The following is a 15,263-nucleotide window of genomic DNA, read 5'->3' as shown; positions in this document are numbered from 1 at the left end:
ACGGAAAAAGCCCGGCCTGCTGGGGCAGGCCGGGCGGGTGGCTGACAGCTTACTGGGCCTTGTTGGCTTTTTCAGCTTTCCAGGCTTTGAACTCGGCCCATTCGGCGCGGCGCTCGTCCTGCTTCTTCGTCATCTCGTCAAACTGCTTTTGCTGTTCAGGTTTGAGCAGGGCGCGAATTTCGGCCTGGGTTTTGTCTTTCTTGGCTTTGAGCTCGTCTTTCAGAGCCTTCTGGTCAGCGGCCGGGAGCTTTTCCAGGTAGCGCTGGGTGATTTCGTGGCGGCTTTTCATCTGCTCGCCCATCAGCGTGCCGATCTGCTGGCGCTGTTCACGGCTCAGGTCCAGCTGGGCGAAAGGCGCTCCACCGCGGTGGTGCTCGCCGTGACGCGGGCCGCCGGCATCTGGCATGGCCATGGCGACGGTGGGCAGGGCGGCAGCGAACATCAGGGCGATAAGGGTCTTGCGCATGGTGACTCTCCTTTCTGAGGCCGGTCGTTACCGGATGTGCCCAGTCTAGGGAGATCAAGGTCAGCGGCGGTCAGGCAAGGGTAAAGCTTGGGTAAAGATGCCTGCGCGCCGCGCTGACATTACAGGCTGTAGTAGTAACCGCGACTGCGCAGGGCGACGATGCGCGGGCGGCCATCGGCGTGCGGGCCGATTTTCTTGCGCAGGTTGCTGACATGCATGTCCAGGCTGCGGTCGTACAGGGTCAGCTTGCGGCCCAGGGCGAGCTGCGCCAGTTCCTGCTTGTCCAGCGGCTCGCCGGGCTGGCGCAGCAGCGCTTCGAGGATGCGGCTTTCGGAGAGGGTCAGGGTCAGTTCGTGCTCGTCGATGCTGACCACGCCACGGGCCGGGCTGAAGCACAGGTCGCCGATTTCCACCTGGCTGGGCGTCGCATTGGGGTGGCTGCGGCGCAGCACGGCGCGCAGGCGGGCGGTGAGTTCGCGCGGATCGCAGGGTTTGGCCAGGTAATCGTCAGCGCCCAGCTCCAGGCCGAGAATCCGGTCCAGCGGCTCGCCACGGGCCGAAAGCATCAGCACTGGCAGTTCGGCGTGTTCGCTGCGCAGTTGCTTGAGCAGCTCCAGGCCGCTGCCATCGGGCAGCATCACGTCCAGCACGACAGCGGCCGGCGCCTGTTCGGCCAGCGCTTTACGGGCGCTATGACCATCGTGGCAGGCACGTACCACGAAACCTTCCTGGGTCAGCCAGCTGCCGAGCAGCTCGCAGAGTTCCTGGTCATCATCAATCAGTAACAGCTCGCTCATGACTCACTCAATTCAACCATTGCCGACGCTTTCTGTGTCCGCCACTGGCAAAGATACCGCAGAGTGCCGCAAACAGGGCAACTGCGCCACCAATCAAAAACCATTGTTGCTGGTCGGTGATGAGTTTCGGCGCAGCGCTGGCCTGCAATTCCTTGAGCGCCAGTTTCAGGCGCTGGTTTTCCTGGCGCAGGCGGGTGAGCTGAGCGCTTTCGCGTTCGCTGTCGGCGTTGTGCAGTTGCTGGACCAGGGTTTCGCGCAGGCGCTCGCTTTCCTTCAGGCGCTGTTGCAGCTCGGTGATCTGGCTGCCGGCACTGAGCGACAGCGGGGTGCTGGAGCTGGCGGGCTCTTCGGCCTGGGCCAATGGGGTCAGCAGCAACAGGCACAGCAGCAGGGACAACGGACCTTGACGCATCGGAACTCCTGATTCCATTGGATGGTTCAGGAGGTTGTCGGCCATCGGGCGAGAATAATGAGCAATTGCGAAGAGAAAGCTGCAAAGGGCGGTGCGCCGGCTCGGCCACCGCCCTTGGGCATTACGGCAGGACTTGCTTGAACGGCTTGACGATGACGTTGGCGTAGACGCCGGCGGCAATATACGGGTCGGCGTCGGCCCAGGCCTGGGCGGCGCTCAGCGAATCGAATTCGGCGACGATCAGGCTGCCGCTAAAGCCTGCGGCGCCCGGGTCGTTGCTGTCGATGGCCGGGTGCGGGCCGGCCAGGACCACGCGGCCTTGTTCCTTGAGCTGCAGCAGGCGCTCGATATGCGCCGGGCGTGCGGCCAGGCGTTTTTCCAGCGAATCGGCTACGTCTGTGGCAATGATGGCGTAAAGCATGTCATTCCTCGTGCTTGGGAGTGGAAGGCGGGGTGGTGGGGTCGCTGTCGTGCAGGTGACGGGACAGGTAGACGCCCTGGGCCACCAGGAACAGCACGGTCATGCCCAGGCTGCCGAATACCTTGAAGTCGACCCAGATGCTCTGGAAGGTGAAGGCGACGAACAGGTTGGCCGCGCCGCAGAACAGGAAAAAGCCGATCCAGGCGATGTTCAGGCGCGTCCATACTGGCTCCGGCAGGGCCAGGGCGTGACCCATGATGCGCTTGATCAGCACCCGGTCACCGATGAAGTGGCTGCCGGTGAAGGCCAGGGCGAACAGCCAGTTGACCACCGGCGCTTTCCATTTGAGGAAGGTTTCACTGTGGAAGGCCAGGGTCAGGCCACCGAACACCAGGCAGGCGACCAGGGTCAGCCACTGGCCTTTCTCCAGCTTGCGCTGACGAAGGAACAGGGCGCCGTAGACCACCAGCGAGCTGATGATCAGCATCGCCGTGGCGCTGTAGATGCCACCGAGCTCGAAGTTGTGCCCGGCGAATTCAACAGCGCGCGGTTCGAGCTTGTAGACGATGAAGAACAGGAGCAGCGGGATGAAATCGATGAATTGTTTCACAGTGGCAGCCAGAAGCAGGATGTGACGGCATAATAACAAACATCAATGACAGCGAAAGCGCCACCTATGAATGTTGATCTGCACTGCCACAGTACGGCCTCCGACGGCGCCTTGTCGCCAACGGTCCTGGTCGCCCGGGCCCATGAGCACGGCGTGCGGATGCTCTCGCTGACCGACCACGACACCCTCGAAGGCCAGCTCGAAGCCCGCGCTGCCACCCAGGCCCTGGACATGCAGTGGGTCAGCGGCATCGAGCTGTCGTGCACCTGGGGCGGGGCGACCATCCACATACTGGGTTACAACTTCCCCCTCGACGCCACGCCTTTACAGGCCGCCGTCGAGTCGCTGCACCGTGGCCGCTGGCTGCGCTCGGAAGAAATCGACCGACGGTTGGCGCTCAAAGGCATGAAAGGTGCGCTCGACGGCGCCCGGGCCATTCAGCAGGAGTTGGGCGACAGCGGCAATGCCCCGGCGCGCCCGCATTTTGCCGAGTACCTGGTGCGCGCAGGCTACGTAAAAGACCGCGCCGAGGCGTTTCGCAAGTGGCTGGGGGCCGGCAAGCTGGGTGATGTGAAACTGCACTGGCCGACGCTGGAAGAGACCGTCGAGACCCTGCGCCAGTCCGATGCCTGGGTCAGCCTGGCCCACCCGATGCACTACGATTTAACCCGCAGCAAGCGCCGCCGGCTGATTGCCGACTATATTCAAGCAGGCGGGCAGGCACTGGAAGTGGTCAACGGCATGATGCCGGCTGAACAGGTAGGCACCCTGTCGATCCTGGCCCGTGAATTCGGTCTGCTGGCCAGTGCCGGCAGTGATTTCCATGGCCCTGGCACCTGGGGCGAGATCGGTGTCTACCGGCCATTGCCAGAGGACCTGCCACCACTGTGGCGCCGATTCAAACATGAGCAGCCTATCGCGGCAGTCTGAACAGGAAGAGAACGTGAGTCAGTTTTTCCAGATTCATGCGGAAAACCCGCAACCGCGCCTGATCAAACAGGCCGTCGAAATCATTCGCAAGGGCGGCGTGGTGGTCTATCCAACAGACTCCTCCTACGCCATGGGTTGCCAGATCGGCGACAAGAACGCCATTGAACGGGTTCGCCGCCTGCGCCAGCTGGACAAGAACCACAACTTCACCCTGATCTGTTGCGACCTGTCGCAGATGGGCCTGTTCGCCAAGATCGACACGGCTACCTTCCGCCTGCTCAAGGCCCATGTGCCAGGGCCGTATACCTTCATCCTCAACGCCACCCGCGAAGTGCCGCGCCTGCTGCTGCACGAAAAGCGCCGCACCATCGGCCTGCGCGTGCCGTCCAACCCGATTGCCCTGGCCCTGCTCGAAGAACTCGGCGAGCCGCTGATGAGCGTCAGCCTGATCATGCCCGGCGAAGACGAGCCGATGACCGACCCCTACGAGATCCGCCAGGCCCTGGAACATCACGTCGACCTGATCATCGATGGCGGCTTTGGTGACCTCAAGGCCTCGACCGTGATCAACCTGGCCGGCGATGAACCGGAAGTGATCCGCGTCGGTTGCGGCGACCCTGCGCCGTTCATGGTCGAAGCGTGAGCCAGGCCACCACCACCGAACCGAGCATCGACCCGCAAGCAGGCGCCCAGCAGGAACTGCCGCTGGTACTGGTGTATGGCGAAGCCATGACCGAGATGCCGGTGGACCTGTACATTCCGCCGGATGCCCTGGAAGTGTTCCTCGAGGCTTTCGAAGGCCCGCTGGACCTGCTGCTGTACCTGATCCGCAAGCAGAACGTCGATATCCTCGACATCCCGGTAGCGGAAATCACCCGCCAGTACATGGGCTACGTCGAACTGATGAAGACCGTGCGTCTGGAACTGGCCGCCGAGTACCTGGTGATGGCGGCGATGCTTGCCGAGATCAAGTCGCGGATGCTGCTGCCGCGCTCCGTCGAGGTCGAGGAAGAGGAAGCCGACCCGCGCGCCGAGCTGATTCGCCGTCTGCAGGAATACGAACGCTTCAAGGCTGCCGCCGAAGGCATCGATGGTCTCAGCCGGGTCGGCCGCGAGGTGATCGTGCCGCGCCTGGACGCGCCGCAGGCGAAGGCGCGCAAGCTGGTGCCCGAGGTCAGCCTGGAAGAGCTGCTGGTGTCGATGGCCGAAGTACTGCGCCGCGGTGATCTGTTCGAAAGCCACCAGGTCAGCCGTGAGGCGCTGTCGACCCGCGAACGCATGAGCGAAGTGCTCGAGCGCCTCAAGGGGGGCGGCTTCGTGCCCTTCGTCGAACTGTTCACGGCCGAGGAAGGCAAGCTCGGGGTGGTGGTGACTTTCATGGCGATTCTCGAACTGGTCAAGGAATCCTTGATCGAACTGGTGCAAAATGAGCCTTTTGCGCCGATCCATGTCCGCGCCCGCGCCGAGTAACAACTGAGCAAGCCCATGAACCTGAATGAACCGCGCGACCTGGCGCCCCTGCTCGAGGCTTTTTTGCTGGCCTCGGGCAAACCGCAATCCCTCGAGCGCCTGTACGAGCTGTTCGAGGAAGCCGAGCGCCCGGAGCCTGCGGTGTTCAAGAAGGCTCTGGAGGTGCTGCGCAAGTCCTGCACCGGCCGCGCCTTCGAGCTCAAGGAAGTGGCCTCGGGTTTCCGTTTGCAGATTCGCGAGGACTACGCGCCCTGGGTCGGCCGGCTGTGGGAAGAGCGCCCGCAGCGCTACTCCCGGGCACTGCTGGAGACCATGGCGCTGATCGCCTACCGCCAGCCCATCACCCGCGGCGAGATCGAAGATGTGCGCGGTGTGGCGGTCAACACCAACATCATCAAGACCCTGCTCGAGCGCGAGTGGATTCGTATCGTCGGTTACCGTGAAGTGCCCGGCAAACCGGCAATGTTCGCTACCACCAAGGCTTTTCTCGACCACTTCAACCTGAAGAATCTCGACGAGCTGCCGCCACTGGCCGAACTGCGCGAGATGGAGCCGGAGCCCGAACCGCTACTGGCGCTGGACGACGCGCCGGTGCCAGCGCATTTGCAGGCCCTGGCCGATGCCAGCGCCGAGCCGGAAGAGCCCCAGGAAGAAACCAGCTTCCGCAGCTTGCTGACCGAGCTGGACGCCATGGAAGAAGGGCTGAAGACCGATTTCGATGACCTGATCGACGAGGCGCCTGCCGACCTTGACGCCGAACCACTGGAAACCGAACCGCAAATGCCGCGCGAGTAACTTCAGCCGCTGGGCGCGAAGCGCCGGCAACTTTTACAATTTCGGCTAGTCTCAGGTGCGTTCACGCCGCGATCAGCGTATGATTCGCGACCCTTTTTGGCGCTTGTTCGCCATACCAGATTTTTGTAAATACACCGGGAGGTGCCCAGCATGAGTGAAAAAGACCTGCAAGAAACCCAGCCATTGCCGCCATCAGGCGAGAAACTGCAAAAAGTTCTCGCCCGTATCGGTGTGGGTTCGCGCCGTGACGTCGAGGCCTGGATCAGCCAGGGCCGGATCAAGGTCAATGGCGTCAATGCCAGCCTTGGCCAGCGTGTCGACCTGCACGATGCGATCTCGGTCGACGGCCGCGTGATCAAGCGCGAAGAAGCCGCTGAAACCGTGCGCCGGGTGATCATGTACAACAAGCCCGACGGCGAGATCTGCACCCGTGACGACCCGGAAGGCCGTCCGACCGTGTTCGACCGCCTGCCACGGCCGAAAGAAGGCCGCTGGATCAATATCGGCCGCCTCGACATCAACACCACCGGCCTGCTGATGTTCACCACCGACGGTGAGCTGGCCAACCGCCTGATGCACCCGTCCTACGAAATGGACCGTGAGTACGCAGTGCGCGTGCGTGGTGAAGTCGACGAAGACATGATTGCCCGCCTCAAGGCCGGTGTCGTGCTCGAAGACGGCCCGGCGCGTTTCACCGATATCCAGGAAGCCCCTGGCGGTGAAGGCTTCAACCATTGGTACCACTGCGTGGTGATGGAAGGCCGCAACCGTGAAGTACGCCGCCTGTGGGAATCCCAGGGCCTGGTGGTCAGCCGCCTGAAGCGCGTGCGTTTCGGTCCGGTGTTCCTCAACTCCGACCTGCCGATGGGCCGCTGGCGCGAAATGAGCCAGCAGGAAGTCGACATCCTCGCCGCCGAAGTGGGCCTGACCCCGGTGGCCATGCCGGCACTGAACCACAAGAGCAAGGACAAGCTCGAGCGCCTGCAGCGCAAGTCCACCCGTCCTTTGGGCCGTGGTGAGCGCGTGCGTAACCTGCGTCCGGCTCAGGATGGCGCTGCTACCGGCGAGCGCCCTGCGCGCCAGCCCCGGGGTGAAGCCGAGCGTCCGGTTCGTCAGCCGCGTGGCGACGAGCGTCCAGCCCGTCAACCGCGTGGCGAGGCCCCACGCAAGGACAGCGGCCGTGGCAGCACCGTGGCCGAGCGCCCGAGCGACATGAACAAGCGCGGCAAGCCGGCGCCCAAGCGTCCGGGCAGCACCCGCAACAAGCCGCGCCCGTAAGTCGGGTGGGGTAGGAGCCAACCTTCGGGTTGGCTTTTTTTTGCCCGAATTTCCTTGTCTTACAGACACTTCCGTAAGGTGTGGCAAGTTTTTAAACCACCTTGTAAATAAATCGTTACAAATACTGGCCGATAAGCGGGCCTTCGGTGCAGATTTTCCCCGCTGTAAACAGAACTTGCCGGAACGCCCGGGCCAGGGCGCTTTACGTGCCCGTCAACGGCTTGTTCGCAAGCCCTGGGAACGGTGAGATAGGCGCCATTGCCGTGTGCAAAGCCGGGCCGGAGAGCCGGGCATTCAATAAGAACAAATGGAGGCGCCATGTACGCCAATTACCCCCCCAGGCTAGAACCCTTCCTCAGGACCGGTGCGTTTTGTCGTCAGACAGTTACGCAACGTGTTGACCCCTGCGCGTCTGTAGGGGTATACAATGCGCCGCGTTTTAACTGTGACCCCAATGCGTACCGCGCACTCTTGCTGACACCCGGCTGATTCGCCCACGGCTTTTGCCCTGGATGGGCAGCAGTTGTCCAAGATCTTCAAGGTAATCACCTTGTTAATTCCGCTGCGCCACGAGCGCGGTGGGTCCGATTCCGTCACAGATAAAAACAAGCAGGTGACTTCGTTCATGAGTGGACAAAACACACATTCAGGCGAGCTGAAACGCGGCCTGAAAAATCGCCATATCCAGTTGATCGCCCTGGGCGGTGCAATCGGTACCGGGCTGTTCCTGGGTTCGGCCGGGGTGATGAAGTCGGCGGGCCCGTCGATGATCCTCGGCTATGCGATCTGTGGCTTCATCGCCTTCATGATCATGCGCCAGCTCGGCGAGATGATCGTCGAAGAGCCGGTGGCCGGTTCCTTCAGTCACTTCGCGCACAAATACTGGGGCGGTTTCGCTGGCTTCCTGTCGGGCTGGAACTGCTGGATGCTGTACATCCTGGTGGGTATGTCGGAACTCACCGCGGTCGGCAAGTACGTGCACTACTGGTGGCCGGAGATCCCGACCTGGGCCTCGGCGGCTGCCTTCTTCATCCTGATCAACGCGATCAACCTGGCCAACGTCAAAGTGTTCGGCGAGGCCGAGTTCTGGTTCGCGATCATCAAGGTCCTGGCCATCGTCGGCATGATCGCCCTGGGCAGCTGGATGCTGGCCAGCGGTAGCGGCGGCCCGCAGGCTTCGGTGAGCAACCTGTGGGAACACGGCGGCTTCTTCCCCAATGGCGTCAGCGGCCTCGTGATGGCCCTGGCGATCATCATGTTCTCTTTCGGCGGCCTGGAAATGCTCGGTTTCACCGCAGCCGAAGCCGAAAAGCCGAAGACCGTGATCCCCAAAGCGATCAATCAGGTGATCTACCGCATCCTGATTTTCTACATCGGTGCCCTGGTGGTGCTGCTGTCGCTGACCCCATGGGACAGCCTGGTCACCAGCCTCGATGCGGCCGGTGGTACCTATGGCGCCAGCCCGTTCGTGCAGGTTTTCTCGCTGCTGGGCAGTGATGTTGCCGCACACATCCTCAACTTCGTGGTCCTGACCGCGGCGCTGTCGGTGTACAACAGCGGTACCTATTGCAACGCGCGCATGCTCTACGGCATGGCCGAGCAGGGCGATGCCCCGGCGGGCCTGGCGAAGATCGACAAGCGCGGCGTGCCGGTGCGTTCGATCATGGCTTCGGCTGCGGTGACCCTGGTTGCGGTGCTGCTCAACTACTTCATCCCGCAGCATGCGCTGGAACTGCTGATGTCGCTGGTGGTTGCCGCCCTGGTGATCAACTGGGCAATGATCAGCTACTCGCACCTGAAGTTCCGCCAGCACCTGAACAAGACCGGCCAGACCCCACTGTTCAAGGCCCTGTGGTACCCCTATGGCAACTACATCTGCCTGGCCTTCGTGGTGCTGATCCTGGGCATCATGCTGCAGATCCCGGGCATCCAGATTTCGGTCTATGCGATTCCGGTCTGGCTGCTGGTGATGGGCGTGTGCTACAGCCTGAAAACCAACCGCAGCAAAGCGGCGGCCGCGGCAACCCCGGCATCGCTTAAACGCTGATTCACCCGGTTGAAAAAAACGCCCCGCTCTGCGGGGCGTTTTTGTTTACAGGTAGATGATCTCGATCGTGGCCGAGCCGTCGAGGTGGATGTCCTGGCGGTTGTCCAGCTCGTCGGTGGCAGCGATCACCGGCATGATGTTGATCGGCGTGCTCAGGTGGCGGATGGCGATCGGGCCGCTAATGTTGTTCTCGACATCGTTGAAGCCGAGCAGGGTGGTGGTGGTCAGCGGTTTGCTGGTACTGCCCGCGGTGCTCCAGCCCGTGCCGCGGGTCGACTGGGTGACGTACACCGCCGGCAACTGGTCGGCGCTGATGTGCAGCGGGTCGATCTGCACCTCGTACAGGCCGATCTTGTTCTCGCTGGCATCACGGCCCAAACCATAGAAGTTAAGGGAGTCGACCACGGCGCTGCCATCGCGGTTGTCCTGCATCAGCAGGGCATAGCGCGCCGGGCTGTCGCACTGGATCGACAGGTTCAGCTGGCGCGTGGGCAGACGCGTGCGTTTGTCGCTGTTCAGGGTCTGCATGCTGATCTTGCCGTAATTCACCACCCCGCCCTGGGACAGCATCGGCGTGCAGGCCGCTGGCTGGATCTGCCATTGCAAGGCAAGTTCTGCATGGCTGCCGGGTAGCGGAGCAACGAACTGCCCGGTTGTACGGAACGCGGTCGACTCGCGCACTTCAAAGGCCTTGGCGGACAGTTCGGCTTCGAATACCAGGTTCAGGCTCAGGCTGCGGCCTTGCACCGCCTTGCCGGCGCGGACGGGGACCATGCCACTACGCGGTTGCCAGCCCAGCGAGCCACTGGCCGGGCCCGGTAGCGCGCCGGCCTGCTCGATCCGGGCCAGGTCGACTCGCTCGCCGTCGACAAAGGCATCCTCGGCACGCATTCGGTAGTGACCGCCAGCGGCCAGTTCGAAGCGCTCGGTATCCAGGGCATTGGCTGTGTAGAACAGGCTCAGGTCGGTGGGTTCGCTGCAGCTCAAGGTCAATTGGGCGGTTTTCTCCAGTAGCGCCAGGCCCGGGCTGCCGGGTTGCAGGCGGGTTCGGTCGAGGGTGCCATAGTCCAGCGGCGCCGGAGTGACGTGCAGTCGGCATTCGCCGGCAATGGCAGTCAGCGGCAGGCTGAAGAGAAGAAGCAATACAAGCTGGGAATTTTGCCGGGTGTTCATGATTTGACGCGTCCTCACCAGAGCGGTGTATGGAAGGACGACACAACGTGTGGCTGCCGTCTGGCGTCATGTCGTCGCGAAAGGGCTTCAACTGCAGGTGCGTTGGACCTGGGTGTAGTAGCTGTCGCTGACGGCGACAGTGTCGGGGTCAAGGGTCACGCGGCACTCGCGGGCCTGGTGGTCGCTGACGATCAGGTGACCGATATCGGCGCTGTTGTCGATGAACACCAGTCCGCCCGGTTGCACCAGGTTGATGAAGCGCCCGCGGTCGTCGAACACCGAAGCGCCACTGGCCAAGGGCTGGCCGCTGTCGTCGAGCAAGGTCAGCAGTACCCGGCGGGTACTCCAGGCCCGGAAACTCAGGCGCGGCACTGCCCCGCGACTGGCGTGCAGCACACCGGCACCCTGGTCGACATTGATGTGGGTCGGCAGGCTCTGGCTGTCTACCTCGACCGGGCTTTTGCCATAGGCGGCCAGCGAGGCGATTACCGCGTTGCCGGCGTAGTCGGTCCACACCGGCCCGCTGGGCGTGCTGGCCTTGACCCCGGAGGTGTCGGTGACCGAAAGGATCGCGAAGGTGTCGCGGATCGGGTAGGGCGAGGGTGTGATCCCGGCGCCATGTACCGCGATACCGCCGCGCAGGCCCAGGTTGTAGTTGGTGTTATCGCCATCGCCGCTGTAGTTCAGGTCCAGTTGGGTGTAGCGCGGTAACGCGGAAAGACCGGCGCTGGCCAGGGTGCTGGAATCGCCCGAACGGTGCTCGGCACCCAGGCGGTAGCCAAAGCTGTCGTTGACCTGTTCGTTGTAGGCAACGGTACTGGTGGTGCTGGTGTCGTTATGGCGCACGCTGCTGCGCAGGCGCCGACGACCATCCAGCGGGAGGCTGGCGCTGAAGTACAGGGCGTCGTCGTTGTAGCCATCGTTGCTTCCGAGGGCTTTTTCTACCGTCGCCGAGAGCGTTACACCGTTGTAGCTGTTGCCCCAGGACAGGAACAGCCGCTGGCTGCTGTCGTGCTCGTAATAAGTGGTTTGCGTGTAACCCAGATTGAGGCTGCCCAGGGTGTGGCTGGCCCAGCGCAGGCTGGTGCTGAACTGGTCGCGGTAGCTGGAGATGAGCTGATCGTTGTCGCGGTAGGTGCTGTCGAGCAATTCGCGGTAGCCGCGGCTGCGGTGGTTGCCGGCCACCAGGCTGCTCCATTGTTCGTGCAGTTGCCAGTTGAGCTGGCCGCCCAGTTGCGCACCTTGTTGATCAAGGCTGCTGGCGTGTGTGCCGATGGCAAAGACTTCAGCGCTGACCCGTGGCGTGAGCGCCGTGCCGAGGCTGGCGCCCAAGCTGCGATAGCCCTGGGCGAGGATCAGGCCGCTGCTCAAGCTTGAGGTATTACCCAGGGCGCCGGTCTGGCCCAGGCTCACCACCGCCGGGTCGTCCGTGCCATGACCATGACTGCGCACCACGCCGGCGCCGACACTGTAACCGCTTTGCGGGCGGGCGCTGGCCGCCAGGCTGGCCGGCACGCGAAAGCGCCGTTGCTCGCCATTGGTCTCGATCACCGTTACTTCCAGGTCCGAGCGCGAGGTAATGCGCGGTATGTTAGTGAGGGTGAAGGGCCCGGGCTGCACCACCGTGCTGTACAGCAAGGCGCCGTTCTGGTGCACCTCGACCCGCGCCTGGCTGTTGGCGATGCCTTGTACGCTGGCGGTGTCCAACTGTGACAGCAGGCCGTACTCGGGAGTGACCTGCGCACCGATGATCTGCGCCCCGTTGAGCACCGGGTTGACCAGGCTGATCTCGCCGGCCTGGAACAGGCTGCGCTGCTGGGCGAAGCTGCGTTGCACATAGGTGTCGAGCATTTCGCTGCGCACCTTGCCGTCGAAGCGGCTGTGCACCTGGCGGCTGCGCAGGATCCAGTTGTCCAGGTTCACCCCCACTTCGGTGTTGGCTGCGGCATAACGGCTGGATTCACCGTCATAGCGGTTGAACGAGCCGAAGATGTCATAGTTCAACAACCCGGCGACACCGCCCTGGCTGTAGCCATCGGACCATTGTCGTTCGTCCCGCAGCGCCTGGTCCGGCACGAACAACCGCACTTGGTGCTGACCGGGTTGCAATTCGACCTGGGCCTGGGGGAAGGCCGTGCCCAGGGCCCGGCAGTCCGGGTCGGTGGGCATGTCCTGTTCATCCAGGGTGGTGGACCATTCGGCGGGTTGGCGCAGCCCGGCGAAGGCCAGCAAGGCGTCATCGACGCACAGGCTGCCATCTTCGCCGAAACGCGCCTGGGTGGTGCCCTTGTCGCGGCCGTTGACGCTCAGGCTGACCTGCTGGCGCCCAGGCGGGAAGCGCGTTTGCCGGCCGAACAGAGCGGCAAGTTTAGGGTCGATACCGCGCTGGCGCAGTACCTCCTGGTCGAACACGCTGTGCTCCGGCGGGGTGGGTTCATTGGCCGCGCGCGCCGGCTTGAAAGTCTCAAGGCCCAGCAGGGTGAGACACAACCCCAGTATCAATTGCTCGCGCGGACGGGGTTTGCCAATGGCATCAACGATGACCTTCACAGGATGCTTGCCTCATAGGGATCGACCGCAAAGCCATAGACCGTGGCCGGTTGAAAGCGCACGGTGTTGGCCGCGGCGGCGGCATCAGGCAAGTCGAGGGTGATGGTTTCGTTGGCCAGCACGTAGGTGCGGCCAAGGTCCAGGGCGTGCTGGCCGGGCAGCAGTTTCAGTTCCTGGGCCAGGCGCACCACGTAGGGCGTGTTGTTCTCCACCCGCAGCTGTTTGCCGTCGATGCGCCAGGCCAGGCCTTTCCAGGGTTCGCTGTTGCGCGCCAGGCCCTTGGGGTGAAGGATCACCGGCAGGTTCTGGCGCACGCCGAAGTTGACCCGCATAGCCCCGGGGTCGCCCGGCGCGGTTTCGCGGATGCCTTCGAAGATCACCCGGCGCAGGCGTTGGGTCTGCAGCGGCTGGTTACCCACGTAGTGGAAGATCACCTGCTGCTCTTTGCCTGCCTCTACCCGGGCCACCGTGGGCTGCACCACCAGCAGGTTGTCGGTGTCTTCGCTCGGGTTTTCGATGAACACCGCCAGCAGGGCGGCATGGGGGTCGGTGTTGGTGACCACGAAGTCGCTGCCGTTGGCGCGGGCTTCTTCAACGATCACCACCGAAGTCCGGGGCACCATACCGTCGGCGTGTGCCTGTATCAGAGGTAGGGTGCAGATGAGAATCGCAGGCAGCAGGCTGCCGGCAAAGGATTTGCACGCAATAGTCATGGTTGTAAGGTTCTTGTGCGGTGCCGAGCGCAGCTCCCCTCGAGTTGCATCCGGCAAGCTCGAAGCGGGGGAGTGCGCTGGCCGTGGAGTAGGACCGGGTCGCGAGAATCCTTGTTCACGACCCCTGGAGTGAGCGACTAGAGATAGACCAGCTCAACGGTCGTACTGCCGTCCAGCTCTACGCGGTCGCTGAAAGGCAGCTCCTTTTTGACATGACCATGGATGTTCATGACGACGCTCACGCTGCTCGCTGCTGAAGGCCTGGGCTCGACACCCGTGGAGAAGCCCAGTCGAAACTGAGGCATGTACCCTGCTTCTTCAACCATGCCGGTCGAGACAATGGTCCAGGAGTTGCCGGCGTCCATTGACTCCACGGTCGTGCCTTGCACACCATCGATCAGGACATCTTCGCTATTCCATCTGAGCAGGTATCCACCAATGTTCTGGTCCTGATGCTTGCCAAGGCCGAACAGTGCCCCGCCAGCCTGGCCGCTGTCTCGGCGGTTGTCATTGGCGATGAGGGCGAAGGTTGCTGGGGTGCTGCACTCAATGGAGAGGTTTAGCGACTTTGCAGGCAGCAGGTAGCCATAAGAAATCTCTTCAAGCTCGGTTACCGCGAGGGAGCCATAATCAACCACACCGCCGTTGGCGAATGTCGGGGCACACGCCGATGGCGTAATGTTGCCGGTTACGGTCAGGTCTGTGGTCGCGGCCAGGGCCGTGGCAGACGCCAGGCTCACAAGCACCGCAAGGGACAGTGCAGACTTTTTCACAACGCTTTCCTTCTGGTGTTGGCGGTTGCTGGTGGCCCGTATCGCGAATACGGTCATCCCCCCCCAGGTAACGGGCAGCAGGGAGGGGATGGCGTTCGGCGGGCTCTTGTCTCAGCGGCGGGTGTTAGAGGTAGATGACTTCGATGGTCGCGCTGCCGTCCAGCTCCATGGCGCCGTTCAGGGTCAGGCCTTTGTTGATACTGCCGCGCACATCCATGGTTACGTTGACACTGGTTGCTGGCGTCGGGCCCAGGTTAGTGCCGCTGGAGAATCCTGTGAGCGTATTTGGCGCTCGCCCGGCGTCGAAAAGACCGCCGTTGATGACGTTGGTCCAGCTGTTGCCGCCATCCTCGGATACCAGGTTGAGGCCTTGTGCGCCGTCGACCACGGTGCTTTCGTACTCCCAGACCATGCCGTATTGCCCGATCGACTGGTCCTGGTGCTTGCCAAGCCCGAACAGCCACGGGCTGGCGGGGCTGCTGTCGCGGCGGTTGTCGTTGGCGATCAAGGCGAAGGTGGTAGGCGCGCTGCATTCAATGGAAAAGTTCAAGGACTTCGCCGGTAGCTGGTACTGGCTAGGGGTCTCTTCGAGGTCGCTCAAGGCGAGGCTGCCGTATTCGACCAAGCCACCATTGCTCAAGGTCGGCGTGCAGGCGGCCGGGGTGATGATCCCGGTCACGGTCAGGTCAGTGGTGGCAGCCATAGCGTTGGCCGTTGCCAGGGACATCAGCACAGCAAGGGACAGGACGGAGTTTTTCACAACGGTTTTCCTTTTAAATGTTGGTGTTGGGTACTGCGAGGTGTCCCGTTTCGCGAGCGCAGTTGACC

The 15,263-nt window shown here is 62.9% G+C and carries 16 protein-coding genes; 6 read left to right on the top strand and 10 right to left on the bottom strand.

Translation table 11 applies throughout. From position 1 onward, the window contains the following. Nucleotides 1–49: 49 nt before the first annotated feature. The 5 genes from JV241A_RS17445 to JV241A_RS17425 all read right to left on the bottom strand — a co-directional run bounded on the left by JV241A_RS17445 (nucleotide 50) and on the right by JV241A_RS17425 (nucleotide 2,706). Nucleotides 50–466 carry an LTXXQ domain protein gene (locus JV241A_RS17445; RefSeq protein ID WP_115088162.1) on the bottom strand — a complete coding sequence of 139 codons (417 nt, stop codon included), beginning with the start codon at nucleotides 464–466 and terminating at the stop codon, nucleotides 50–52. Between the two features lie 119 nt (nucleotides 467–585). Next, nucleotides 586–1,263, bottom strand: coding sequence for a response regulator transcription factor (locus JV241A_RS17440; RefSeq protein ID WP_115088161.1), 678 nt, complete (start codon nucleotides 1,261–1,263; stop codon nucleotides 586–588). A gap of 7 nt (nucleotides 1,264–1,270) precedes the next feature. Further along, nucleotides 1,271–1,675, bottom strand: coding sequence for a translation initiation factor 2 (locus tag JV241A_RS17435; protein WP_115088160.1), 405 nt, complete (start codon nucleotides 1,673–1,675; stop codon nucleotides 1,271–1,273). A gap of 121 nt (nucleotides 1,676–1,796) precedes the next feature. Further along, on the bottom strand, nucleotides 1,797–2,096 hold the full coding sequence (locus JV241A_RS17430; protein ID WP_115088159.1) for a YciI family protein: 300 nt from the start codon (nucleotides 2,094–2,096) through the stop codon (nucleotides 1,797–1,799). Between the two features lies 1 nt (nucleotide 2,097). Continuing rightward, nucleotides 2,098–2,706 (bottom strand): septation protein A, encoded by a 609-nt coding sequence (locus JV241A_RS17425; protein ID WP_205125916.1) that lies wholly within the window; start codon nucleotides 2,704–2,706, stop codon nucleotides 2,098–2,100. 66 nt (nucleotides 2,707–2,772) lie between these two features. Between JV241A_RS17425 and JV241A_RS17420 the strand changes: the two genes are divergently transcribed. The 6 genes from JV241A_RS17420 (at nucleotide 2,773) to JV241A_RS17395 (ending at nucleotide 9,226) form a co-directional block, all read left to right on the top strand. Beyond that, nucleotides 2,773–3,636: a PHP domain-containing protein gene (locus tag JV241A_RS17420; protein ID WP_134063712.1), complete on the top strand. Its 864-nt coding sequence runs from the start codon at nucleotides 2,773–2,775 to the stop codon at nucleotides 3,634–3,636. 13 nt (nucleotides 3,637–3,649) lie between these two features. Then, nucleotides 3,650–4,279, top strand: a complete 630-nt coding sequence (locus JV241A_RS17415; RefSeq protein ID WP_115088156.1) for an L-threonylcarbamoyladenylate synthase — start codon at nucleotides 3,650–3,652, stop codon at nucleotides 4,277–4,279. 128 nt (nucleotides 4,280–4,407) lie between these two features. Next, the gene (locus JV241A_RS17410) at nucleotides 4,408–5,106 is read left to right on the top strand and encodes a ScpA family protein (RefSeq protein ID WP_166675712.1); all 699 of its coding nucleotides are present in this window, start codon (nucleotides 4,408–4,410) and stop codon (nucleotides 5,104–5,106) included. A gap of 15 nt (nucleotides 5,107–5,121) precedes the next feature. Next, a complete protein-coding gene (gene scpB, locus JV241A_RS17405) occupies nucleotides 5,122–5,901 on the top strand; it encodes an SMC-Scp complex subunit ScpB (RefSeq protein ID WP_134063710.1) in 780 nt (259 codons plus the stop codon). Nucleotides 5,902–6,051: 150 nt separating this feature from the next. Then, entirely contained in the window at nucleotides 6,052–7,179 is a 1,128-nt protein-coding gene (gene rluB / locus JV241A_RS17400) for a 23S rRNA pseudouridine(2605) synthase RluB (protein ID WP_115088153.1), read from the top strand. Nucleotides 7,180–7,804: 625 nt separating this feature from the next. Next, a complete protein-coding gene (locus JV241A_RS17395; protein ID WP_115088507.1) occupies nucleotides 7,805–9,226 on the top strand; it encodes an amino acid permease in 1,422 nt (473 codons plus the stop codon). Between the two features lie 45 nt (nucleotides 9,227–9,271). On the opposite strand, the gene JV241A_RS17390 is transcribed toward JV241A_RS17395, so the two are convergent. The 5 genes from JV241A_RS17390 to JV241A_RS17370 form a co-directional block, all read right to left on the bottom strand. Next, nucleotides 9,272–10,399 (bottom strand): DUF1120 domain-containing protein, encoded by a 1,128-nt coding sequence (locus tag JV241A_RS17390; protein ID WP_134063708.1) that lies wholly within the window; start codon nucleotides 10,397–10,399, stop codon nucleotides 9,272–9,274. A gap of 87 nt (nucleotides 10,400–10,486) precedes the next feature. Continuing rightward, a complete protein-coding gene (locus JV241A_RS17385; protein WP_134063706.1) occupies nucleotides 10,487–12,949 on the bottom strand; it encodes a fimbria/pilus outer membrane usher protein in 2,463 nt (820 codons plus the stop codon). After that, a complete protein-coding gene (locus tag JV241A_RS17380; RefSeq protein ID WP_134063704.1) occupies nucleotides 12,946–13,662 on the bottom strand; it encodes a fimbria/pilus chaperone family protein in 717 nt (238 codons plus the stop codon). The genes JV241A_RS17385 and JV241A_RS17380 overlap by 4 nt, the downstream gene beginning before the upstream one ends. Nucleotides 13,663–13,799: 137 nt before the next feature. Then, entirely contained in the window at nucleotides 13,800–14,435 is a 636-nt protein-coding gene (locus tag JV241A_RS17375) for a DUF1120 domain-containing protein (protein ID WP_134063702.1), read from the bottom strand. A gap of 124 nt (nucleotides 14,436–14,559) precedes the next feature. Beyond that, on the bottom strand, nucleotides 14,560–15,195 hold the full coding sequence (locus JV241A_RS17370; RefSeq protein ID WP_134063700.1) for a DUF1120 domain-containing protein: 636 nt from the start codon (nucleotides 15,193–15,195) through the stop codon (nucleotides 14,560–14,562). Nucleotides 15,196–15,263: the final 68 nt, after the last annotated feature.

The sequence above is a fragment of the Pseudomonas sp. JV241A genome (genome assembly GCF_900275665.1).
Taxonomy (GTDB): domain Bacteria; phylum Pseudomonadota; class Gammaproteobacteria; order Pseudomonadales; family Pseudomonadaceae; genus Aquipseudomonas; species Aquipseudomonas wadenswilerensis.
This window is presented reverse-complemented; position numbering and strand designations above follow the sequence as displayed.